General features: G+C 60.1%; 25 protein-coding genes and 1 pseudogene. 15 read left to right on the top strand and 11 right to left on the bottom strand.

Annotation, left to right across the window (positions count from 1 at the left end; all coding sequences use genetic code 11):
• Positions 1-383 precede the first annotated feature (383 nt).
• The gene (locus tag EDF70_RS27870) at positions 384-1,265 is read right to left on the bottom strand and encodes an AraC family transcriptional regulator (protein WP_132280950.1); all 882 of its coding nucleotides are present in this window, start codon (positions 1,263-1,265) and stop codon (positions 384-386) included.
• A 136-nt stretch (positions 1,266-1,401) separates the two neighbouring features.
• Between EDF70_RS27870 and EDF70_RS27865 the strand changes: the two genes are divergently transcribed.
• The 5 genes from EDF70_RS27865 (at position 1,402) to EDF70_RS27845 (ending at position 4,448) form a co-directional block, all read left to right on the top strand.
• Positions 1,402-2,145 (top strand): SDR family oxidoreductase, encoded by a 744-nt coding sequence (locus tag EDF70_RS27865; RefSeq protein ID WP_132280947.1) that lies wholly within the window; start codon positions 1,402-1,404, stop codon positions 2,143-2,145.
• Positions 2,146-2,159: 14 nt separating this feature from the next.
• Positions 2,160-2,555 carry a VOC family protein gene (locus EDF70_RS27860; RefSeq protein WP_132280944.1) on the top strand — a complete coding sequence of 132 codons (396 nt, stop codon included), beginning with the start codon at positions 2,160-2,162 and terminating at the stop codon, positions 2,553-2,555.
• A gap of 1 nt (position 2,556) precedes the next feature.
• Positions 2,557-3,537, top strand: a complete 981-nt coding sequence (locus EDF70_RS27855) for a saccharopine dehydrogenase NADP-binding domain-containing protein (RefSeq protein WP_132280941.1) — start codon at positions 2,557-2,559, stop codon at positions 3,535-3,537.
• A gap of 10 nt (positions 3,538-3,547) precedes the next feature.
• On the top strand, positions 3,548-3,874 hold the full coding sequence (locus EDF70_RS27850) for a nuclear transport factor 2 family protein (protein ID WP_132280938.1): 327 nt from the start codon (positions 3,548-3,550) through the stop codon (positions 3,872-3,874).
• A 103-nt stretch (positions 3,875-3,977) separates the two neighbouring features.
• Entirely contained in the window at positions 3,978-4,448 is a 471-nt protein-coding gene (locus EDF70_RS27845; RefSeq protein WP_132280935.1) for a nuclear transport factor 2 family protein, read from the top strand.
• Between the two features lie 57 nt (positions 4,449-4,505).
• Here the strand turns inward: EDF70_RS27845 and EDF70_RS27840 are convergent, their stop codons facing one another.
• The 4 genes from EDF70_RS27840 to EDF70_RS27825 form a co-directional block, all read right to left on the bottom strand.
• Positions 4,506-5,261, bottom strand: coding sequence for an SDR family oxidoreductase (locus tag EDF70_RS27840; protein ID WP_132280932.1), 756 nt, complete (start codon positions 5,259-5,261; stop codon positions 4,506-4,508).
• 144 nt (positions 5,262-5,405) lie between these two features.
• Positions 5,406-6,305 carry a LysR family transcriptional regulator gene (locus EDF70_RS27835; RefSeq protein ID WP_132280929.1) on the bottom strand — a complete coding sequence of 300 codons (900 nt, stop codon included), beginning with the start codon at positions 6,303-6,305 and terminating at the stop codon, positions 5,406-5,408.
• A 58-nt stretch (positions 6,306-6,363) separates the two neighbouring features.
• A complete protein-coding gene (locus EDF70_RS27830) occupies positions 6,364-7,815 on the bottom strand; it encodes an MFS transporter (RefSeq protein WP_132280926.1) in 1,452 nt (483 codons plus the stop codon).
• Positions 7,816-7,907: 92 nt separating this feature from the next.
• Positions 7,908-8,660, bottom strand: a complete 753-nt coding sequence (locus tag EDF70_RS27825; protein ID WP_132280923.1) for a glucose 1-dehydrogenase — start codon at positions 8,658-8,660, stop codon at positions 7,908-7,910.
• A 171-nt stretch (positions 8,661-8,831) separates the two neighbouring features.
• On the opposite strand from EDF70_RS27825, the gene EDF70_RS27820 reads away from it, so the two are divergent.
• Entirely contained in the window at positions 8,832-9,731 is a 900-nt protein-coding gene (locus EDF70_RS27820; RefSeq protein ID WP_348639744.1) for an AraC family transcriptional regulator, read from the top strand.
• Between the two features lie 62 nt (positions 9,732-9,793).
• Here EDF70_RS27820 and EDF70_RS27815 read toward each other — a convergent pair whose 3' ends face one another.
• Positions 9,794-10,375 (bottom strand): TetR/AcrR family transcriptional regulator, encoded by a 582-nt coding sequence (locus EDF70_RS27815; protein ID WP_132280920.1) that lies wholly within the window; start codon positions 10,373-10,375, stop codon positions 9,794-9,796.
• Between the two features lie 167 nt (positions 10,376-10,542).
• Here EDF70_RS27815 and EDF70_RS27810 point away from each other — a divergent pair, with 167 nt between their 5' ends.
• The 5 genes from EDF70_RS27810 to EDF70_RS27790 all read left to right on the top strand — a co-directional run bounded on the left by EDF70_RS27810 (position 10,543) and on the right by EDF70_RS27790 (position 14,850).
• Entirely contained in the window at positions 10,543-11,286 is a 744-nt protein-coding gene (locus tag EDF70_RS27810; RefSeq protein WP_132280917.1) for an SDR family oxidoreductase, read from the top strand.
• Between the two features lie 93 nt (positions 11,287-11,379).
• Positions 11,380-12,795, top strand: coding sequence for an MFS transporter (locus EDF70_RS27805; RefSeq protein ID WP_245519405.1), 1,416 nt, complete (start codon positions 11,380-11,382; stop codon positions 12,793-12,795).
• Between the two features lie 45 nt (positions 12,796-12,840).
• Positions 12,841-13,317: a nuclear transport factor 2 family protein gene (locus EDF70_RS27800; RefSeq protein ID WP_132280911.1), complete on the top strand. Its 477-nt coding sequence runs from the start codon at positions 12,841-12,843 to the stop codon at positions 13,315-13,317.
• A 10-nt stretch (positions 13,318-13,327) separates the two neighbouring features.
• Entirely contained in the window at positions 13,328-14,056 is a 729-nt protein-coding gene (locus EDF70_RS27795) for an SDR family oxidoreductase (RefSeq protein ID WP_132280908.1), read from the top strand.
• A 62-nt stretch (positions 14,057-14,118) separates the two neighbouring features.
• Complete coding sequence (locus tag EDF70_RS27790) at positions 14,119-14,850, top strand: SDR family oxidoreductase (RefSeq protein ID WP_132280904.1); 732 nt, start codon at positions 14,119-14,121, stop codon at positions 14,848-14,850.
• A gap of 172 nt (positions 14,851-15,022) precedes the next feature.
• Here the strand turns inward: EDF70_RS27790 and EDF70_RS27785 are convergent, their stop codons facing one another.
• The 3 genes from EDF70_RS27785 to EDF70_RS27775 form a co-directional block, all read right to left on the bottom strand.
• Positions 15,023-15,232: a hypothetical protein gene (locus EDF70_RS27785; RefSeq protein ID WP_132280901.1), complete on the bottom strand. Its 210-nt coding sequence runs from the start codon at positions 15,230-15,232 to the stop codon at positions 15,023-15,025.
• 19 nt (positions 15,233-15,251) lie between these two features.
• Positions 15,252-15,698 (bottom strand): hypothetical protein, encoded by a 447-nt coding sequence (locus EDF70_RS30510; RefSeq protein ID WP_245519404.1) that lies wholly within the window; start codon positions 15,696-15,698, stop codon positions 15,252-15,254.
• Positions 15,699-15,789: 91 nt separating this feature from the next.
• Positions 15,790-16,113 (bottom strand): hypothetical protein, encoded by a 324-nt coding sequence (locus EDF70_RS27775; RefSeq protein WP_112506290.1) that lies wholly within the window; start codon positions 16,111-16,113, stop codon positions 15,790-15,792.
• Positions 16,114-16,342: 229 nt separating this feature from the next.
• On the opposite strand from EDF70_RS27775, the gene EDF70_RS27770 reads away from it, so the two are divergent.
• The 3 genes and pseudogenes from EDF70_RS27770 to EDF70_RS27760 form a co-directional block, all read left to right on the top strand.
• A complete protein-coding gene (locus EDF70_RS27770) occupies positions 16,343-16,552 on the top strand; it encodes a cold-shock protein (protein ID WP_112506291.1) in 210 nt (69 codons plus the stop codon).
• A 129-nt stretch (positions 16,553-16,681) separates the two neighbouring features.
• Positions 16,682-16,906, top strand: coding sequence for a hypothetical protein (locus tag EDF70_RS27765; protein ID WP_132280898.1), 225 nt, complete (start codon positions 16,682-16,684; stop codon positions 16,904-16,906).
• A gap of 39 nt (positions 16,907-16,945) precedes the next feature.
• A pseudogene (locus tag EDF70_RS27760) lies at positions 16,946-17,320 on the top strand (histidine kinase); the annotation flags it as partial.
• Positions 17,321-17,489: 169 nt separating this feature from the next.
• Here the strand turns inward: EDF70_RS27760 and EDF70_RS27755 are convergent.
• Entirely contained in the window at positions 17,490-18,473 is a 984-nt protein-coding gene (locus EDF70_RS27755) for an NADPH:quinone reductase (protein ID WP_132280895.1), read from the bottom strand.
• Between the two features lie 107 nt (positions 18,474-18,580).
• On the opposite strand from EDF70_RS27755, the gene EDF70_RS27750 reads away from it, so the two are divergent.
• The gene (locus EDF70_RS27750) at positions 18,581-18,994 is read left to right on the top strand and encodes a helix-turn-helix domain-containing protein (protein WP_132280892.1); all 414 of its coding nucleotides are present in this window, start codon (positions 18,581-18,583) and stop codon (positions 18,992-18,994) included.
• On the opposite strand, the gene EDF70_RS27745 is transcribed toward EDF70_RS27750, so the two are convergent.
• Positions 18,932-20,383, bottom strand: a complete 1,452-nt coding sequence (locus EDF70_RS27745; protein WP_207908346.1) for a family 1 glycosylhydrolase — start codon at positions 20,381-20,383, stop codon at positions 18,932-18,934. The two genes, EDF70_RS27750 and EDF70_RS27745, sit on opposite strands and share 63 nt — an antisense overlap.
• Between the last annotated feature and the right edge of the window lie 29 nt (positions 20,384-20,412).

Genomic DNA, 20,412 nt, shown 5'->3' with positions numbered 1-20,412 from the left:
CGACGTCTCGGTCATTCTGGGCAGGGCGAGGGTCCTCAGCCTTGTTGTGATCACCGACCTTCCAATACCTCAACATCACGCTGAATATCTTCGGGACGCCTGTGAACTGAAATGTGCGTCGCGCTTTTGCTTCTCGGTATAGTCGGAGGCCATATCCATAATTAAGTCCCCGGACCTGAAGTAGAGTATAGGGTGGAAGACGAACAAGAACTGCGATCATGAGTGATCTACTTTTCCACAAGCGCACTTTGTTCCGCAAAGTCTCAGCCACTATCGAATGATATCTGGCTTATACCGCGCGAGTACGAGGGGTCATGTGATCAGATCGTTTCAAGACCAACCCGAGATGTTTCCTGCTCCGGATAGTGATGGGGCATGCGAGGCTATGCGGCTTGGCTCTTCAGCCGCACCACATCCTTTGAGGGTGGCAGCCCAAACTGCCGGGCATATTCTCGGCTGAACTGGTTAGGGCTTTCATATCCAACGCCGAACGCCACCGAGGTCGCATTTCCTTCCCCGGCCATCAGTAGCGTTCGTGCATGCAACAGGCGGACCTGCTTCTGAAACTGGATCGGGCTGAGCGCCGTGACGGCCTTGAAATGGCGATGGAACGCCGAAACGCTCAACGCTGCCATTTCGGCGAGCGCTTCGACCCGTAGTGGTTTTGCAAAGTTTTCGCGTATCCACTGAATCGCGACGCCGATCCGCGACAGCGCCGCATCGGGAGCGGCGATGTCGCGCAGCATCCAGCCCAGCGGCCCCTGCATCACGCGAAACAGGATCTCGCGTTCATAAGCCGGCGCAAGTACGGCGATCTCGTCCGGCCGCGCCATCAGCCGCAGCATGCGAACCCAGGCGTCAAGAAACTCCTCGTTGACCGGCGCGATCGAGAAGCCGGAGCCGAACAACTTGCTGCAGACCGGGACGGGCAGGTCGCCGATCAGCGCCGCGACCGTCGGCGGGTGAAGCGTCAGGCTGACGGCCAGATATGGCTCTCCGGTCGGCGAGGGATGCACCGAGCCGACGGCCGGCAGATCGACCGACATGACGAAGTAGGTGGCAGGGTCGTAGGCGAAGGTCCGCTCACCGACCGTCATCGTCTTGGATCCGGTCAAAATCAGATTGATCATCGGCTCGTAGACGGCAGACAGCCTGTGTTCCGGGATTTCTCCTTGCACCATGGCGACGCGGGGGATGCCTGTGTCGGTCCGACGGTTTTCCGCCGAAGATGCCAGCGCGCGCAGTTCCTGAAGTTGCTTTTCCATGCCGGTGACCCTGACAGGGTGGAGACCACTCCGCAATGCCAAAGCAGAAATAGGCAAGTTTCAGGGAGGAATGGGTGAGCGCCGTGTGTGAGGGCAGCCTAGCTTCAGGTCACACCAGACACGGAAGGAACACCCCATGAAGATCGCCATCATCACCGGCAGCAGCCGAGGCCTCGGAGCAAGCGCCGCCATCGAATGCGCCCGCAAAGGCATGGGTGTCATCGTCACCTACAACAGCAGCCCCGACAAGGCCGAAGAGGTCGTGACGGAGATCACCCAGGGCGGCGGAAAGGCCGTGGCGCTGAAGCTCGACGTCGGAGATATCAGTTCGTTCCCGGCATTCCGGGATGCCGTCGCGGCGGCACTGCAGTCCGTATTCGCCCGCAGCGACTTTGACTATCTCGTCAACAATGCCGGCCACGGCCTGTTCAATCCGATCGCCACCGTGACCGAAGAGCAGTTCGACGGGCTGTTCAATGTCCATCTCAAGGGTCCGTTCTTCCTGACCCAGATCCTGCTGCCGCTGATGGCCGACGGTGGCCAGATCATCAACATCACCAGCGCCACCACCCGTGTGGCGACATCAGGCGTCGCGCCCTATGCCGCCTTCAAAGGTGGTCTCGAAGTCCTGACCCGCTACATGGCCAAGGAGTTCGGCAGTCGTGGCATCCGGGCGAACTCGATCGCCCCCGGTGCGATCCGCACGGAGCTGGGCGGTGGCCTGAATGACGAGTTCGAAGCCATGCTTGCCGGACAGACAGCGCTCGGCCGTGTCGGCGAGCCGGAGGATATCGGCGAAGTCGTCGCCAGCCTGCTGTCGAGCGAGAACCGCTGGATCAATGCCCAGAACATCGAAGTCGCCGGCGGCTACATCATCTGAACAAGGAGAGCGCCATGCTCGATCACGTCTTCCTATCCGTCAGCGACATCGATCGGTCGATCGCCTTCTACGAAGCGGCGCTCGCTCCACTCGGGATTGTCCACGCGCATGACTACGATGGAAAGGATGGCCCTCCTGGTCATCCGGACCTGAAGGGGTTCGGCGCAAACGGCCGGGTGTTCTTTTGGCTGCGGGTGGGGATTGTCGAAGGCCGCGCCGCCCATGTCGGCTTTGTCGCGAACGACGCCTCCCAGGTCGATGCCGGCTTCGCCGCGGCGATGGCTGCGGGCGCCTCGCAAATCCATCCGCCTGGCCCGCAGCTTCACTACGACCCTCGCTACTACGCCGCGCAGGTGCGCGACCCCGACGGCTACAGCCTCGAATTCGTCTACAAGGAATGGCAGCACTAACATGACAAAACTGATGATCTACGGCGCGACCGGCTATACTGGTCGCATGGCGGCACAGCATGCGAAGGCGGCAGGCACGCCAATCGTTCTTGCAGGCCGCAGCGAAGCGACCCTCGCAAAGCTCGCCTCCGAACTTGGCATGGAGTATCGCGCGTTCGGTCTCGACGACGCTACGGCGATCGACACGGGCCTCGCCGGTATCTCCGTCCTCCTGAACTGCGCTGGACCTTTCATGCGCACCGCCGATGCGTTGATGAAGGCGTCTATCCGCAATGGCGTGCACTATCTCGATACGGCAGCCGAACTCGACAGCTACCGACTGGCCGAAGCGCTCGATGACGAGGCCAAGGCCGCAGGTGTCATGCTGATGCCGGGCGGGGGTGGCAGTGTTGCCATGCTCGGGAGCCTCGCCGGACATGGTGGCGGTCGCGTCGCCAATCCCCGCAAGATCAGGATCGTACTGCATGTTGCCGGTGGTCTTTCGCGCGGGTCGGCGATCAGCGCCACCGAGAATTTGACGGCCGAAACTCTAAAGCGCGTGCATGGCGCATTGACCCCGGCGGAGGCCGACACTCAGACCTTCGACTTCGGCAAGGGCGCGGTCGATTGCTTCCGGGTGACGCTTCCCGACCTCATCACGATCTGGCGGGCAACGGGTATTCCCCATATCGAGACTTTCGTGCATGTCACCGGCGACGGCTTTCCGCAGGGCGATCTCTCGGCTCTCCCGGACGGGCCGAGCGAGAAAGAACGGCTGGCGAACCGCTACCAGGCGCTGGTCGAGGTCACGGACGCGCAGGGGCAGATCGTCCAATCACTCCTCGATACCGTCAACGGCTACACCTTCACGGCCATGGCCGCGGCTGAGGCCGGGCGCCGTATTCTAGCAGGTGAAGCGCGCCCCGGCTTCCAGACCCCGGCTGGCCTGTTTGGAAACGGTTTTGCGCAAACCATCGCCGACACCACGATCATCGATCTCTGAGGAAATCGTCATGCAGAAGATCGTCGAAGCCTTCATCCGCACCGCCAACGCCTTCGACGTATATGGGGCGCTGCACCTGTTCTCCTCGGATGCCGTCATCGATGACGTTTCGGTCGGCGACGCCTTCGTCGGCCGGGATGGTGTTCGCGATTACCTCGAACGGTTCTTCGTCGGCTACCACACGAAGAGCAAGCTGTTGTCGCTCGAAAGAGCCGACAACTTCAACGCCACCATCCGCCTCGATTTCACGGGCGATTTCGGCCACGAGATCGGCGTCCTGAAGATTGTCGTCAACGCGGACGGCCTGATCGAGCGCATCGACGCCGACCTCGAATAGCATCCTCACCGACAATCCATCGATCACGACTATCTGCGCCCCATGCGCCGATGCCGGGAAGGCTTGCACTTCGTGAGCCTCCGGCATGACAAGGAGAACCTTCATGACCACATCCCCATCGTTCGCACAGGACGCCGCTGACAGGCTGGCCGTCGTCGAAGCCCTCTATCGCTTCACCGCCGGGATCGATCTTCGCGACAGCAAGCTTCTGTCCTCTGCGCTTGCGGAAGACGCAGTTTCCGACTTCCGACCCGCCGCTGCCAAGGCCGGCTTCGAGTATCCGGTCATACAGGGCCGGGATATCATCGTCTCGGCGCTGACGACCTCGCTCGCCAGCCTGGACACAACGCATTCCGTTAGCAATCCGCGGGTGACGATCGACGGTGATACGGCACGAATGGATGTCCTCGTCGAAGCCCAGCACGTGCCGCGCAGCGACCCCTCGCGTTACTACCTGATGAAAAACCGGTATGACGTCGAACTGGTGAGAAACGGCGACGTCTGGGTGATCACATACAACACGGTCGACAACATCTGGCGGTCGGGCGATCCCGCCGTTCTCTCCGTCGTATAAACGGCCTCAGCAAAGGCAATGAATGACGGCGGGAAATTTTCCCGCCGTCATAGCTATTCAGACCTGTGCCTGGCCGCCGTCGGCGAAGATTTCAGCGCCGTTGACGAAGCTGGAATCGTCGGACGCCAGGAACAGAGCCACCTTGGCGATTTCCTCCGGCTCGCCAACCCGTCCGAGCGGGATCCGCGTTCCGAGATAGTCCAGCATTCCCTGCTGTTGGGCCGGGTCGTCGCCTGCAAAGTCCAGAAGGAAGGGCGTGCGGATCGGGCCGGGGCTGACCACGTTCACGCGGATGCCGGCCTCCTTCAGATCGAGGACCCAGCTTCTTGCCAGATTGCGGACGGCCGCTTTTGAGGCCGAATAGACGCTGAATGCGGCCGCCCCCTCGATGCTGGCGCTCGACCCGGTCAGGATGACAGACGCGCCACTGGCGAGCAGGGGCAGCGCCTTCTGGACGGTGAAGATCACCGAGGTCACATTGCGGCCGAAGATGCCGTCGATGTGCTCCTGCGTGACCTGACCGAGCGGCAGCATGCCGCCGCCGCCCGCATTGGCGAACAGGACATCGATCCGACCCGCTTCCGTTTTGACCTGCTCCATGACACGATCGAGATCGGCATTGTTGGTGGAGTCCGCCACGATGCCCGTGACGTTGCCGCCGATCTCTTTGAGTGCTGCCTTGAGCACATCCAGGCGGCGGCCGGTGATGTAAACATGGGCGCCTTCTGACGCAAAGACCTTTGCGGTTGCCAGGCCAATGCCCGTCGTGCCGCCGGTGATGACGGCGATTTTTCCATCCAGTCTGTCCGACATGGTCGTTCTCCTTGGTTGGGAGCGGTCGATCCGAACAGTTCAGGCCGACATCCTGACGCTGATGTAGGCCCATGTGAGGGGCGGCAGAAGCTCGCCGCCATGGAGGCAAGATCCACTGGTATGGACGATCAACCGGCAGAAGCGTCATGCCATTCGGGAGAAGATTTCGACGGCCCAATCCGCGAAAGCCCGAAGCTTGGCGCTCTGATGGCGGGTGGCCGGATAGACGAGATGCAGGGGATGGGATCGCGGCGTCCAGTCTTCGAGCACGGAAACGAGCCTGCCCGTTTCCAGATGCGGCCGAGCGCTGAAGCTGAACGCCTGGCCAATCCCGAGGCCGGCCAGAAGCGCCTCCGTGAGGGCGGTGCTTTCGCTGACGCTGACCGCCGAGCGCGGTTCGATCTCGACAGGGTCGCCGTCCCTGGCAAATTGCAGCGGCAGGATCCTGCCCGTTTGCGGGAAGAAGTAGCTGACGGCGACATGATCGCCGTGGAGATCCGACGGATGGCTGGGCGTGCCGTGTTCAGCAAGGTATTCCGGCGTCGCGCAGGTGACGTACTGGAGATGGCATAGACGGCGGGCAATCAGTGAGCTGTCCGACAGCTCGCCGCCCCGGATCACGCAATCGACGGCGTCGCCGACCAGATCGACCGGGCGATCGTTCACGCCGAGCAGCAGATCGATATCGGGGTACCGTCGTCGAAAATCAGGAAGGGCGGGAATGATCACAAGGTTGGCCAGAGAAGAGCCGACATCCACCCGCAACCGGCCGCGGGGCACCGACCTCGTAGATCTGGCCGACAGGTCCATCGCGTCGAGGTTGGCGAGAAGATCGACGGCCTGGTCACGGTAGGCCTCGCCCTCGGCCGTGATCGTCAGCGCCCGAGAGCTGCGCTCCACGAGCTTCGTCCCAAGATGCTCTTCGAGATCCTGCAGCAGCTTGCTGACCGACGAGCGGGGCAGGGTGAGTGAGTCCGCGGCCTTTGCAAACGATCCGGCGTCGACGATCCGGATGAAGACGCGCATCGCCAATAGCTGGTCCACGTTTATGTCCTTGTATGGCCGAAGACCCCTCGGGCGGGAGCCCGGTTGCTGTCTCGCCTTAGCCGGCGCACTCGGTCGCGCGCGGTTCGTCCGGTTTTCTATCATGGACGACGCGATCGGTATCGTTCGGATTGCGAACGCAGAACCAGGCAGCGACCGCCGAGATCAGTGCGATTGCAGCGCCGCTGCCAAAGGCTGCAGGCAGCCCGGACGTATACTCTCCGGGAACAACGGCGAAGGTGTAGATCGAGGCTATCACCGCGATACCTAGCGCGCCGCCGATCTGCTGGTCCATTTGCAGCAGCCCGGATGCCGAGCCAGCATGTTCGTCGGGTACGCCATCCATGATGGCGACCGTGCCCGGTGCGAAAACGAGAGCGATCCCCGCGGCATGGACGAGAAGTGGAACAACAACCGAGGGAAAGAAGATGTCGTCCGGTCCGAGGAATGCGAAGCCGACAAGACTTGCGGCCACGAGAACGCTTCCCGAAACCAGCAGCGATCGCGGGCCGAAGCGCCCGAGCATCCGGGGCACAAAATGGCTGATCACGAACACGGTCATCGTCAACGGCAGATAGGCAAGGCCTGCGTCCAGTGGTGCGTAGTGCAATTCCCGCTGCAGATACTGGACCAGCATGAAGAGAACGGCGAAATGCACGCCGACGATAAGCGCCATCACGGCCAGTCCGCCGAGACGCGACCGGTTTCGAACCAGGTTAAGATCAAGAAGCGGCTCCGCGTGCCTGCACTCGATCCTGAAGAAAGTGACGATCATTGCCGCGGCAATGACGAAGGATCCGATCGTGCCCGCCGACGTCCAGCCGTGATCGGCTGCGCCGATGAATCCATAGACCAGTGCGACCGATCCAAGCGTCGCGGTCAGCGCGCCGCCGACGTCGAGGTGGGCCTTCTTCGGATGGGTTTCCTTGACGAGCTTGCCGATCGCCGTCACGACCACGGCGCCGATAGGGACGTTGATGAGCAGCGACCAGCGCCACGACAGGAATTCGGTGAGGACGCCGCCGAGGATCAAGCCGGTCGACGCGCCGATGGACGAGACGGCGATGAAGAGAGACAGCCCGCTGGCACGCTCGTCGGCGTCGCGCGCCGTCACCATCACCAGTGCCAGAACGCTCGGGCCGGCCAATGCCGCGCCAATTCCCTGCAGGACGCGCGCGACCACCAGGATCGCGGCAGTCGGGGCAAGGCTGCCGAGAAGGGATGCTGCGACGAAGATCACGATCCCAGTGCGAAACGCGCGAACCTGTCCGATCATGTCGCCAAGCCTGCCGCCCAGCAGGAGCAGTCCGCCGAAGGCCAGACCGAACGCATTGAGGACCCATGTCAGAGCCGCCGGAGTGAAGCCCAGATCCTGTTCGATGCGCGGGAGCGCAACGACCACGATCAGCAGATCCATGCAGAGCATGAGCTGGGCAGCGAGGATGATAAGCAGGGCGAGCGCGCGTCGTGCCGATATGGGAGCGCTGCCCCCGTCGATCGAACTGGTCATAATTGCTTCCGGTATTTTCGAGAATGACGTGCAACGACGTCCGACAGGTGGCCGGACGTCGTAAAAGCAGGGGTGTGAAGACGACCTGCTGGTCAGTAACCGACGCCGCGGACGCCGCCTGAGGCGCGCAGGGATTCGCCGGTGACCCAGTGTGCATCGTCGGAGGCAAGGAAGACCGCGACCGGTGCAATGTCTTCCGGTTCGCCGAAGCGGCCAAGCGGCGTACCGGCGAGCAGTTTTTCGCCGAGTTCACCGGCAAAATTGCCGTCGGTTGCCGGCGTATTCGTATGGCCCGGCAGGATCGAGTTCACCCGGATGCCACGGGGGCCAAGTTCGCGCGCCAGGGCGAAGGTCATCGTGTCGACGGCGCCCTTGGTGGCCGCGTAGACGCTCGACGCCAGATAGGGATCGGTGCTGAGGATCGAGCTGATGTTAATGATGCTGCCACCCCCGTCACCGAAGATCTTCAGCCCCTCGCGGATGGCGAGGAAGTATCCGAGGACGTTGAGGTTGAACTGCTTGTGGAACGCCTCTTCCGTCAGGTCAGCGACCATTTCGAAGACGGCGATACCGGCGTTGTTCACCAGAATGTCGAGCTTGCCGTGGTTGGCCCTCACGGTCTCGTACAGGCGAATGACATCCGCCGATTTGCTCATGTCCGCCTGCACGGCGACAGCCTTCCCGCCGGCCGCCTCGATCGATGCGACGACGGCGTCGGCACCCTTCTGGCTGGTGGCGTAGTTGACGACGACGGTCGCGCCCTCGGCGCCGAGCGCCTTGGCAATCCCGGCGCCGATGCCGCTGGAGGCGCCAGTCACGACGGCGATTTTTCCATTTAGTCTCATCTGAAAACCTCTTATGTCTCATGTGTCGGAGCCGGTCGGCCCTATCGACAATCGAAATGTGGGTTGCAGATGCGCCGCCCGCGTGCCGGTTCTTCTCTCATCCTTGCCTATTCTTCTCATCCGCTTGCTCGCGCGCGTGCCGGTCGCCATATGCGTCTCATGGAAAATGCGATGGATGAATTGCGCAGCATCGTGATGCGCGCCGAAAGCAGGTGGACGGCCACCGGGATACCCCGCGTGTCGATGGTCCGGAGCGAAGCATGCTCGGATCAGGTCTACGAGCCGATGCTGCACGTCGTCCTGCAGGGGAGGAAGACACTGTCCGTGGGCACGCGCGTATTGCGGTTCTATCCGGCCAGCTATTTCGTGGTTCCCGTTCACCTTCCGGCCATTGGTCAAGTCAGTTCCGATGACGCGGGGGGCCCGTTTCTAGCAGTGAGCTTGGCGCTCGACCCCTCGGTGATCGCAAGCGTGCTTGGGGGAGATGGCGGCGCGTGCCGGGAGAACTCGGAGTTTGTCGTGTCGAACGCTGGGCCGGATCATATCGACGCCTGGCTGAGGATGATGCGTCTCATCGACCATCCTGACGATATAGCAATGTTGGCACCAATGATCGAACGAGAGATACTGTTCAGAGTGTCTCAGGGACCCCAAGGCGACATGCTCAGACAGATCGCTCGCGGGACCAGCCGGATGTCGCAGATCCGCCGAACTATCGACTGGATCCGCGAGCACTTTGCCGAGACCATCCGTTCAGAGGCGCTTGCGACGCTGGCGGGAATGAGCGTGCCGGCTTTCTACAGACATTTCGCGGCGATGACGGCAATGACGCCGATCCAGTACCAGAAGAAGTTGCGGCTCCTCCAGGCCCGCCGGCTGATGCTGTTCGAGCAGCGGGAAGCGACAGCCGTTGCCTTCGCGGTAGGCTACGAAAGCGCCTCACAGTTCAGTCGGGAATACGCTCGCATGTTCGGTCTTCCGCCGATCAAAGACATGGCGCGATTCAAGGTGCCGGAAGCGCGTGAAAGTACAGATGTGTTCGAACCCAAAAACGCGCAACTATCTAATTAAGAGAAGGTTCTTTGCGGTCGATGGTTCGAACTTTTTCAAAAGCGTATTACGCTGCAGGCAGCTTAACTTGCGAAGTCGTCGTCCAGCGCGCGCCCGGCCATTTCCGCACAGTGGGTTAAACGCTCTGTCGAATAGCCGAGGCATGCATAGGAAGACAGACCACGGAGGGTCATCAGAACGTAATCGGTTACCCGCTCTGGATCCTTTGCATGATGGTCACGGATGTAGCTGGCGATGAGGTCGCTACCACCCTTGGCCAGCTCGGCAGCCATGTTTCGCGCCGTTTCGTCGTCAGCGCGCATGCCTTCTGTGACCATGCAGCCCTTCCACTTATCGTGGCGGGTGTATTGTTCGGTCGCCCTGATAAAGAGCTTCGTCAACGCTTCCGCTGGCTTGCTGTCCGGCGTGAGGATGTCGTCCAGAGGCAAGAAATCGGTCTCGACATAACGCTTCATCGCCCGATTGAACAGCTCGGCCTTGCTTCCATAGGCCGCATAGAGACTGGGTGCGACGATACCAAGCGCGTCGCACAGGTCAGCCACGCCCACGGCATCGTAACCGCGTTCATGAAAGAGACCTTGGGCAATCGCCACCCCTTCTTCCCGGTCGAAGGCCGGACGCCTCCTGCGAACTTTTGTTTCCATGGATCACCTGTTCAGCCTCTCTTTATAGCGAGCGCTAGCTGCGGCGGCAAGCTCATTGAGAAAATATATAGCGACCGCTAAATAGATGTTGCGTCGCACTCCAAACGACTGTAGCTGTCTATATAGCGACCGCTAAATAGGTTGCCATCGTCATAAAGGAAACATCGATGTCATTCGAAGGAAAAGTCGCGCTCGTCACGGGCGGATCGTCAGGGATCGGTCTGGGGATTGCCAAGGAACTGGCTTCACTTGGCGCCAAGGTCATCATCACGGGTCGCCAGGACGCAAAGCTCGATGCCGCGGTCAAAGAGATCGGCGGCGACACCAAGGGGATCAAAGCAGACGTTTCCAACCTCCAGGAACTCGATACACTGTATGCCGCTATCAAGTCCGAATATTCGACGCTCGACATTCTCGTTGCCAATGCGGGCTTTGGCATTCTGGCTCCCTTGGGCGCCATCACCGAAGAGCAATATGACAGCATTTTCGACACCAACTTGAAGGGTGTCATCTTCACCGTGCAGAAGGCCCTGCCGCTGATGGGTTCCGGCGGCGCAGTTGTGCTGATCGGATCGACGGCTTCTATCCAACCCGGCACGATGATGAGCGTCTACGGTGCGACCAAGGCGGGCCTTCGGAATCTGGCAAGATCCTGGATCGACGACATCCGTGGTTCTGGCATCCGTATCAACGTCGTCAGCCCGGGCCCGGTCAGAACCCAGTCCCTCTACGACTTCTTCCCCGAGGAAAAGCGCGACGAGATTCTCGCGCATCTCGAAACCAAGAGCACAGTGGGCCGTCTTGGACAGCCGAAGGACATTGCCAAAGCTGTCGCCTTCCTCGCCAGCGAGGACGCTGGCTACATCAACGGCGTCGAACTGATCGTCGACGGCGGCGCATCGCAGATCTGACGCGCGTGGGCTGAGCAAAGCCCGGCCCAATCCTTCAACACCCAAGACTTCTTGAAAAGGTGGCGCGACATGGCGACCAGCCAAGGAGGACCCATGTCCTCGAATTACTCACGTCTTCGACGTGCAATAGCGCTGACGACGATCCTGACGGCTCAGCTCATGCTGACGATGGACTTCCTGATCGTGCTGGTCGCGCTGCCAAAGATCCAGACAGAGCTCGGATTTACCCCGGCCGGGCTTTCGTGGGTGCCGAACGCCTTCGCCTTGGCGTTCGGTGGCCTTCTCTTAGCTGGGGGCCGCCTCGGTGACATCTATGGCCAGGTGAAAGCCTTCAAGATCGGCATTGCTGTATTCGTTGCGGCATCGCTCATGGGCGGTATCGCTGGAACGCCGTTTCTCCTGATCCTGGCACGTGTTCTCCAGGGTGCCGGGGCAGCTCTTGCCGGACCAAGCGTTCTCGCTCTCATCACGACGATGGCGCGTGATGAAACCGAGCGGAACCAGGGCCTCTCCCTCTTCATCTCGATTTCCTCGGTCGGAGCTTCTGTCGGGCTCATTCTTGGCGGCGCCCTAACCGACCTGCTATCATGGCGTTGGTCACTTCTGATCAACGTCCCGATCGGGGCCGTCGTCCTCATTCTCATTGGCCGTCTGGTCAAGGAAACGGAACCGAAACCAGCGCGGCTTGACATTGCAGGTGCGCTGACGGCGACCCTTGGATCGGTGGTGCTCGTCTATGCCTTCATCAGCGCTGCCGAGCACGGGTGGACAGCGGCGTCTACAATCCTGTCCTTCGCCATCTCCGCTGCTCTGCTCGTGTCGTTCTTCCGGATCGAGAAATGGGCTGCGGAACCTCTCCTCGACCTGTCGCTGCTGCACAGTCGGCCACGCGTCGGCGGACTGATCGTGATGGCGATCATCGTTGGAATGCACTTCTCGATGCTGTTTCTGATCGTGCAGTACCTGCAGCAGGTCCTCGGTTTCGCACCACTGATAGCGGGGCTTGCCTATCTGCCGCTGACTGCCACCGTATTTACGGTCTCGCCGTCCATGCCCCGCTTGATCGTCAGGTTCGGGCCTCGACCGCTCTTGGCCTTAGGCGGAGTGCTGGTTGCTCTGAGCTTCGTCGGCTTTGCGGTACTCGGCGGTAACAGCGCCTATTTCCCTGCCGTGTTCGTGCCCCTCGTCATGCATGCCATCGGCGTCGCGCTGGTCTTCACGCCCGGGACAGTCGCGATCATGGAAGGCGTGCCTGCTGAGCATGCAGGTGCGGCCTCGGGGCTCCTGCAGATGGACCAGCAGGTTGGCGGTGCGCTTGGCCTCGCAATCATCGCTGCCGTCTATGCGGGCAGCTCGGTTCCGGGCCAGTTCACGGTCGGACTTGGAACTGCATTCGCGGTCGCCGCAGTGATCTCGCTTCTCGCCACTCTGGTCGCGATCCGGACGGTGCGCCCAAAGGCTCCCTCAATCGGCACTGAGGTTCCAAAACCCCAAGCCGCTCACTTTTAAACCCCGCACGGAGCCTTCGGGCCCGCCAATCTCAAAGGAACTGTCATGACCAATACCACAGACATCATCGCACGCCTCGAAGCCGAAAGCGCCATCACGCGGTTGCTCGCGACCTACACCCACCTTCTGGACGACGGAAAGTTCGATCAGGTCGGCGAACTTCTCCAGCATGCCACCATGGATATCCTCGGGGAAACGGCAAGCACCCGCGACGGCATTGAAAAGTACCTAGCAGCCGGTGTCCAGCGACATGGTGATGGTACCCCGCGGACGTGGCACCAGGTTTCCAACATCATCATCGACGTCGATGCCTCGGGAGAGAAGGCAAATTCCGTCTGCTACTTCACTGTCCATCAGGAACTCGAAGGTTTCCCGCTGCAGCCGATCTGCACGGGCCGCTATGTCGATACGTTCGAAAAGCACGATGGCGAATGGCGTTTCGTCTACCGCCTTTTGAAGCCACGCCACTTTGGTGACCTCCATCATCACGTCGGCCAGCCGATCGACAAGTCGAAGGCATGATGGATCAGTCATGACCAATCAACCGACAGCGCTGATCACCGGCGCAAACAAGGGTATCGGACTGTCGATCGCCAGGGGACTCGGTGCCCTCGGATATCAGGTCTGGGTCGGATCCCGTGATGCCGCGCGCGGACGCGCAGCCGTTGTCGGACTCGAGGGGGCGGGCGTCGACGCCCGTCACCTCCTGATCGATGTGGCGGATCCCGGCAGTGTCGAAGCAGCCGCTATCTTCCTGAACAGGCAGTTGGGATCCCTCGATGTGCTGGTCAACAATGCCGGGATCGCCTTGGGTTTCTCAAATCCGCCGAGCGAGCAGTCCATGGACGAGTTGAAAGCCGTCTATGAGGTCAACGTCTTCGGGCCGATCCGCGTGACACAGGCGTTTCTACCGCTTCTAAAGAAGGCCGCCGGCGCTCGCGTCGTAATGATGAGCAGCGGCCTTGGGTCCCTCGGTCTCGTCACCGATCCAACGTCGATCTATTCCACGGCGAACCTGCTCGCCTACAACTCTTCGAAGACGGCGTTGAATGCGGTGAGTGTTGCCTTTGCCAAGGAGCTCGCGCCGTTCGGCATCAAGGTCAACGCCGTCGAGCCGGGCAGCGTAGCCACCGACCTCAACGGCAACAACGGTGCACTGACACCGGATGAGGGTGCCGCAAGCGCGATCCGACTTGCGACGATTGGCGCCGACGGCCCGACGGGCGGCTTCTTCGGACACGACGGCACGCAGCCCTGGTAGCCGTCGCTTCCGCTATCAGACGACAAGGGCAGTCAAACGGCTCCAAAAATTGAGGTTTGAAATTGAGCACTGAGAAGAAACATGCGCTGATAACCGGCGCGAATAAGGGCATTGGCTTTGCCATTGCCAAAGGGTTGGCCGAGCAAGGCATGACGGTCTGGATCGGTGCCCGAGATCGCGAGCGGGGAGAGGCGGCGGTTGCAGAGCTCATGACGGACGGCCTGGATGCGAGGTTCCTTGCAATCGATGTCGCCGACGACGCCAGCGTTCGTGAGGCCGCTAAACGGCTCTCCGACGAAACCGACGCGCTCCAGGTTCTTGTCAACAATGCCGGGATCTTGGTCGATGTCACTACGCCACCAAGCCAGATTCCGATGGAGGACATCAAGTTGACCTTCGAGGTGAACTTGTTCGGACCCATCCGGGTGACCCAAGCCTTTGTTCCTCTGCTGAAGGCGGCACGCGACGCGCGTGTCGTCATGATGGGCAGCGGCGTCGGATCGCTCGCTCTTATCACCGATCCGACCTCACTCTACTCGAGCGTCAATCTGCTCGATTACACCGCTTCCAAGGTCGCCCTCAACGCCGTGACGGTTTCCTTCGCGAAGGAGCTCGCGCCGTTCGGCATCAAGGTGAATGTCGTCGAGCCCGGTCATGTCCGCACGGATCTCAACAAGAATACGGGCTTTATCTCGCCGGAGGAGGGGGCGCTGACAGCAATCAAGATGGCATTGATCGGTAGCGACGGCCCCACAGGAGGATTTTTCGGAAGCCATGGTCGCCAGCCCTGGTGATCGTACGTCGGCTAACTGCAAGTTGGAATTTTGAAATGCGGGCGCCAGTTTAGGAGTGGCGCTCGAATAGGCTGAACCCGTTGAGCCAAATGACTCCAGACTTGGTTGCTTCCAACTGCGGGGTCGCTGGTTCCGATCCTTTCGAGGCGGGCGAGTCTGGCCAAGATTGGTTTTAACGAGATAAGTCTCGCTCAATGACTTCACGAGAGCCTTCGGCGGGATCCTGCTCCGGACGAATGTCCGCACCGTCGGATTTATCAGCCCTCATCGCCTTTTCGATGCCCTTTTTAGCCTGCTTCTTCAGGTCTTCTCGCGCCTGATCGGCTGTTTCCGGGTCACTTCTTGATGCATCGCTTCCTTGATCTTTTCGTTCGTCAACCATGATATTCTCCGGTCTGGGGTTAGCGTTCGCTAATCGACGGTAGGTGGAGAGCGACCTCTCGACGCCCTTTTTCATCCAAGGGCTCTACGTTGGCCTGCCAGTAGGCTTTGGCCTCCGGCGGCTCGCCGTCCCATGTTCTAGTGCTAACGATATCATCATCGACCTTCGCAAGCCGCTGGCCGCCGAGGCGAAGATATTCCATCGCGGTTCTGTGGGATGACGTGTCTGTTTCGCCGGCGCGCAATTGCTGCTCAATTTCGTTCTGGGTCTGCCCAAGCACCTGGAGGAGTGCCGCGTGTTCGGGCTTGCCGGCTCGCTCCTCGAGGAATGTCGCGAGGGCGGTGAGGGTTTGATGCCCACCCGACGGCTCATTGGCCGTGTGTCTAACGACCGTTTCCCCATCGCTGGTCTCCAACGACCAGCGGTTGCCATTGGTGCTGACAGAAAACTCCTTGGTTTCGCTCATGTCGTTATCCTTACCTTGGAAGCGCTGCAATTGCTCACAACGGGTCTGACGCACGAACGTTGCTGCCGGCGGCCGACATCGTTCCAAAACCTCAGGACGGGAACATGCCGGTGGCAGCTGAGACCTCGGTTCGCATTGCATCGAGTGACCCGCGCAGGACCCTAATATCAGCGCTCAGGGCGGGAGCCGCATCCTGCTCTTCCCAGTAGAGAAGGGTATTGTGCCAACCAGTCGTAGTTTCGATCAAACCGCGGACGCGCTGCATTGTCCGCTCGTCCACCTGGATTGCCGCCCGCTCGGCGTTCTGAGCGAGCTCGACGAGATCGTTCGCCTCCACGCCCCAGATCGGCAGCGCCGTCCGAAGCTTGAGGATCTGGGCATTGATGTCGTCAATCTGAGTTTTTTCCATCACCATGATATGGACTGAAAACCGGTTCCTTCAATGAGCAGGTAAAACTAAAGGTTGACTTATAGGTGTGCTGCTTCTATTTTTGGTTTTATCGATATTTTGCTTGCTGAGCTTTGGTTACCGCGTGATTAGCACCGCGCCTTGAGCGAACCTTCCTTTCAAAAACATCGCTGTCACCATCCGCGTCGCCTCCGTTGCGCGGTCGATCAATCATGCTTTGAAAGGGATCATCATCATGACCACAGGCACAGTAAAATGGTTTAACTCCACCAAGGGCTTTGGCTTCATCGAGCCTGACAACGGCGGCGCTGACGCGTTCGTCCATATCTCGGCTGTTGAACGCGCCGGAATGCGCGAAATCGTCGAGGGCCAGAAGCTTGGTTACGAACTTGAGCGCGACGTGAAGTCGGGCAAGATGTCGGCCTGCAACCTCCAGGCAGCCTAACCCCAACCCGGTTCCGTTCTTGACCACGGATGTACTAGCACTGACGAAACCGCGTATCTGCGAGGCCGGGCGAATAGCCTGGCCTTTTTTGTGCTCGCCCTGAGCGGGCTTTTCCAATTGGAACTGTTCATGACACAGACACACTCGAAATCCAGGCAGCAGGCCGAGATTGCCTTTGGCCATACCCAGTCGCAGTTCTTCGCCAGCAATCATGCGATCGAAGAGTTGGACTCTGTCGTCCAGGCGCGCGAAGCGAAGACCCAAAGACTGCGCGAGGCACGCCTTGCGAAGGAAGCCGAGGACATCGCGAAGGCCTCTGCCGTCCTCATCGCAAAACGCACACGCAAGGGTTAACCTCCGAGAGGTAACACCGTGATCGATCTTGAAGAGAATATGGAATGGACGTCCGGTCAGCTACGACGCGCTATCAAGGCCGCAGGCGTCGCTCTGTGGACATGGAACGTCGACACGGACGCGTTCATCATGGATCTCCGGGGATACGAGCTCTGGGATCTTGGCGCCAATGGTATCCTTTCCTTCGAAGATCTTTCGGCCAAGATCCATCCGGCCGATCGAGACCGTGTAAGGGCCGCTTTCGTCGCCACGCGCGCGCTCGTCGGGCCCTATGAAATTGACTTTCGGATATTGAGCGGTCTTGACGTCCGCTGGATTTCGGCGCGGGGGCAGGGAAGTGACGACGATATCGTCGCTCGCGTGATGACAGGCATTTTTCTCGACGTGACCGGACGCAAGCAGGCCGAAGAGGGGCTATTAGTTTCACGATGTTTCTCCTCCATTTCTATGAATCCGCCAAGCGGGGTGACCGCTAGGAGGTTCCGGCGATCCCTCTATCCGCCGGTTTTATTCAGCGGCCGATAGCGCTCATGAATCGCCCGGTTTCTGGACCTGGAATGGGCCCAGGTCCAACGCATCTGCCTTAAATCTCGACCAATATCTTGCCGACGACCGATCCCGAATTTTGGGCAGCATGCGCCTCCGCAATATTGTCCAGCGGCACCTTCAGTCCGATGGCGGGTTTGTAGGCTCCTACATCCACACAAGCCGACACGTCTTTAACGGCCAGGCGGAACGCTTCTTCCGGAATCGAATAGAAGAAGACAAAGCGGAAAGCATAGCCGCCGAACATCGTTTTCAGAAACGGCATGGAAAGACGGACCTGCGGATCCTCCGTCGCGTAGGCCGTGACAACCCCGCTCGGGGCGAGGCACGCAATGTCTGTATCGATATTTGCTGCCATATCGACGTCAACGATACGATCAACGCCGCGTCCCTCCGTCCAGGTCTTGATAGCCCCTGGAATGTCGTCGGTCTTGCGGTTGATGATGAGGTCGGCGCCTGCTGCTCGCGCGACTTTCGCCTGCTCGTCGCGGCTCACTGTTGCGGCGACTTCCGCACCGGCCCATTTGGCAAGAAGGATGGCTGCCGTTCCGACTGCGCCAGCACCACCCTGCACGAGAACGCGGCGACCTCTGATATCGCCATCGGCAAAAAGGCAACGATGTGCCGTGATGGCGGCAATACCAAGCGATGCACCGACTTCGAAGGACGCATTGTCACCCAAGCGAACGGCGTGTTTAGACGGGAGGGTGATATATTCCGCAGCGGTGCCGAACGGCTGCCCTGTCTGCGCCTTATACATCCACACACGTTCGCCGATACGGTTTGGGGAGATGCCCGGACCAACCTTGTCGATGGTGCCAGCGCCATCCTGATGGGGAACAATTTTCGGGAAGGGCATCGGAGCACCGGCAAATCCGCCTCGTGTCTTCAGGTCCGTCGGATTGAGGCCCGACACCGCGACCTTGACGCGAACCTGTCCATGGCCGGGTTCCGCATCGGGAAGCTCTCCGATGGTCAAAACCTCAGGGCCGCCCTGTCTGTCATAGAATGCTGCCTTCATCGAAATTCTCCTTTGCGTGTCTCGATCACTACCTTCTCGAACTTCAATATTGCAACTAGGCAACATTTCTGAGCATAGGGGTAAAAAGTACACTATTGGGATTGTCGATGGCGAAGGAAATGTACAACTGCCCCGTGGAGGCGACGGTCGATGTGGCTGGCGGCAAGTGGAAGCCCGTCATCATTTATCACCTGTTGGACGGCCCCAAGCGCTTCGGGGAGCTGCGCCGTATGACAGGCGACCCAAGCCAGCGCTCGATCACGATGCAACTCCGGCAGCTTGAGGACGACGGGATCGTCAATCGGGAGGTTTTTGCCGAGGTTCCACCCCGTGTGGAATACTCTCTGACGGAGTTTGGCAAAACGCTGTGGCCGGTCCTGCGTGCCATGAAGGAGTGGGGCGATTCCTTCATGGCACGATCCGGATCGCACCTGCCTCGTGCGACGCGATCCGAAATCCTAGTTCCGAGCGACGCAGTCGTTCTCGGTGACGTCGTCGCCGCGGATGATACGGGCGTATAAGTCGGCGCTCAGCTTCGGCGTGCGCTTTTGGGTTTCCCAGTCGACATAAATCATGCCGAAACGGCTTGCATAGCCGCTGAGCCACTCAAGATTGTCGTGACTGGACCAGACGTGATAGCCCCTGACATCGGCGCCGTCTGTCATCGCTGACTTCATCGCGGCAATGTGGATGACAAGGTAACGGCATCGCTGGATGTCGTCGACCTTACCGTCCTTCATCACGTCTTCGCCGGCAAAGCCGGCGCCATTCTCGGTGATATAGACAGGCGGGTTACCGTATTCGCTCTTCATGCGACCCAGCAGGGCCTTGAATTGGTCCGGACGAACAGCGCCGTTGAATGCCGAGTACACCGTCTTGGGCAGATACTGCTCGGCGGCAAATCTATCAGTCGGATTAGCGCCGTTGCGGACGTACATCGGCGAATAGAAGTTGATGCCCAGATAGTCGAAATGGGCTTGCCCGATCGTCTTGGCATCATCCGGCTCGACGCCAGTATCAAGGCCCCGCGCTGATACCATGTCCAGCACATCCTGGGGATAGCTACCTTTGTACATGGCGTCGAGGAACCAGCGGTTCAGCACGCCGTCGGCCAGTACAGCCGATTTCTTGTCGGCATCGCCTGCACCATCTTCCGTGATCGTCGGGAAAAGCGGTACGGCGAGACCAAGCTGGCCCTTGTAGCCATGCGCGTCGAAGCTCTTCTTTGCTGCCGCTGCAGCAAGAAGAATGTGATTGTAGGTCTTGAGCGAAACAGCCATGTGGTCCGCATCGGGCAGGATCTTGAAATCGCCCTTGCCATGGTCGCGAATGTTCTCGGCAAGCGTCTTCGTCGCTCTTTCGACCGAAGGTTCGTTGATCAGAACGAAGAGATCGACCTGATCGTGGAAGTTGGCGAAGACCGCATCCGCGTAACGCTGAAACCACTTCACCGAGTCACGATTTTCCCAGCCACCCGCTGCGGCGAGAGAAGAGGGCATGTCCCAATGGTAGAGCGTCAGCATCGGCGTGATGCCTGCGTCCTTCAAATCCTTGATGAACTGGCGATAGTGGGCGACCGCGGCAGGATTGACGGGACCAAGGCCGTCCGGAATAATCCGCGGCCACGATATCGAAAACCGGTAACTCGTCAGCCCAAGCTCTTTGAAAATGGCGATATCCCTCAGATATTGGTCGCGATTGTAGAAGTCGATGGCGACGGCTCCGGAAACGCCTGGGCCAGCAAGATGAAGGCGATCGAGATAGTCGTCCCAGACCGAGGGGCCCTTTCCATCCGCAGTCGAGGATCCCTCGACCTGGTAGGCGGCCGAAGCCGCCCCCCATAGAAATTTGTCGGCGGCTGCCGAGGACGAGGGGGCCATCGCCGATGCGGCGGCGATGACAGCACTCATCGCCGTGATCCTTGTTGTCATGCCCATTG

Source organism: Neorhizobium sp. JUb45 (assembly GCF_004343585.1).
Taxonomy (GTDB): domain Bacteria; phylum Pseudomonadota; class Alphaproteobacteria; order Rhizobiales; family Rhizobiaceae; genus Neorhizobium.
Note: the sequence above shows the minus strand (reverse complement) of the source record. Positions and strands in the feature narration are given on the sequence as shown.

Coding starts and splice junctions, on each gene's coding strand:
- EDF70_RS27855 (WP_132280941.1), top strand. CDS start 2,557: ATGACAAAACTGATGATCTACGGCGCGACCGGCTATACTGGTCGCATG.
- EDF70_RS27815 (WP_132280920.1), bottom strand. CDS start 10,375: ATGGAAACAAAAGTTCGCAGGAGGCGTCCGGCCTTCGACCGGGAAGAA.
- EDF70_RS27750 (WP_132280892.1), top strand. CDS start 18,581: ATGGCGAAGGAAATGTACAACTGCCCCGTGGAGGCGACGGTCGATGTG.
- EDF70_RS27860 (WP_132280944.1), top strand. CDS start 2,160: ATGCTCGATCACGTCTTCCTATCCGTCAGCGACATCGATCGGTCGATC.
- EDF70_RS27755 (WP_132280895.1), bottom strand. CDS start 18,473: ATGAAGGCAGCATTCTATGACAGACAGGGCGGCCCTGAGGTTTTGACC.
- EDF70_RS27805 (WP_245519405.1), top strand. CDS start 11,380: ATGTCCTCGAATTACTCACGTCTTCGACGTGCAATAGCGCTGACGACG.
- EDF70_RS27775 (WP_112506290.1), bottom strand. CDS start 16,113: ATGGTGATGGAAAAAACTCAGATTGACGACATCAATGCCCAGATCCTC.
- EDF70_RS27870 (WP_132280950.1), bottom strand. CDS start 1,265: ATGGAAAAGCAACTTCAGGAACTGCGCGCGCTGGCATCTTCGGCGGAA.
- EDF70_RS30510 (WP_245519404.1), bottom strand. CDS start 15,698: ATGAGCGAAACCAAGGAGTTTTCTGTCAGCACCAATGGCAACCGCTGG.
- EDF70_RS27840 (WP_132280932.1), bottom strand. CDS start 5,261: ATGTCGGACAGACTGGATGGAAAAATCGCCGTCATCACCGGCGGCACG.
- EDF70_RS27845 (WP_132280935.1), top strand. CDS start 3,978: ATGACCACATCCCCATCGTTCGCACAGGACGCCGCTGACAGGCTGGCC.
- EDF70_RS27865 (WP_132280947.1), top strand. CDS start 1,402: ATGAAGATCGCCATCATCACCGGCAGCAGCCGAGGCCTCGGAGCAAGC.
- EDF70_RS27800 (WP_132280911.1), top strand. CDS start 12,841: ATGACCAATACCACAGACATCATCGCACGCCTCGAAGCCGAAAGCGCC.
- EDF70_RS27825 (WP_132280923.1), bottom strand. CDS start 8,660: ATGAGACTAAATGGAAAAATCGCCGTCGTGACTGGCGCCTCCAGCGGC.
- EDF70_RS27745 (WP_207908346.1), bottom strand. CDS start 20,383: ATGAGTGCTGTCATCGCCGCCGCATCGGCGATGGCCCCCTCGTCCTCG.
- EDF70_RS27795 (WP_132280908.1), top strand. CDS start 13,328: ATGACCAATCAACCGACAGCGCTGATCACCGGCGCAAACAAGGGTATC.
- EDF70_RS27850 (WP_132280938.1), top strand. CDS start 3,548: ATGCAGAAGATCGTCGAAGCCTTCATCCGCACCGCCAACGCCTTCGAC.
- EDF70_RS27785 (WP_132280901.1), bottom strand. CDS start 15,232: ATGGTTGACGAACGAAAAGATCAAGGAAGCGATGCATCAAGAAGTGAC.
- EDF70_RS27810 (WP_132280917.1), top strand. CDS start 10,543: ATGTCATTCGAAGGAAAAGTCGCGCTCGTCACGGGCGGATCGTCAGGG.
- EDF70_RS27770 (WP_112506291.1), top strand. CDS start 16,343: ATGACCACAGGCACAGTAAAATGGTTTAACTCCACCAAGGGCTTTGGC.
- EDF70_RS27765 (WP_132280898.1), top strand. CDS start 16,682: ATGACACAGACACACTCGAAATCCAGGCAGCAGGCCGAGATTGCCTTT.
- EDF70_RS27820 (WP_348639744.1), top strand. CDS start 8,832: ATGGATGAATTGCGCAGCATCGTGATGCGCGCCGAAAGCAGGTGGACG.
- EDF70_RS27830 (WP_132280926.1), bottom strand. CDS start 7,815: ATGACCAGTTCGATCGACGGGGGCAGCGCTCCCATATCGGCACGACGC.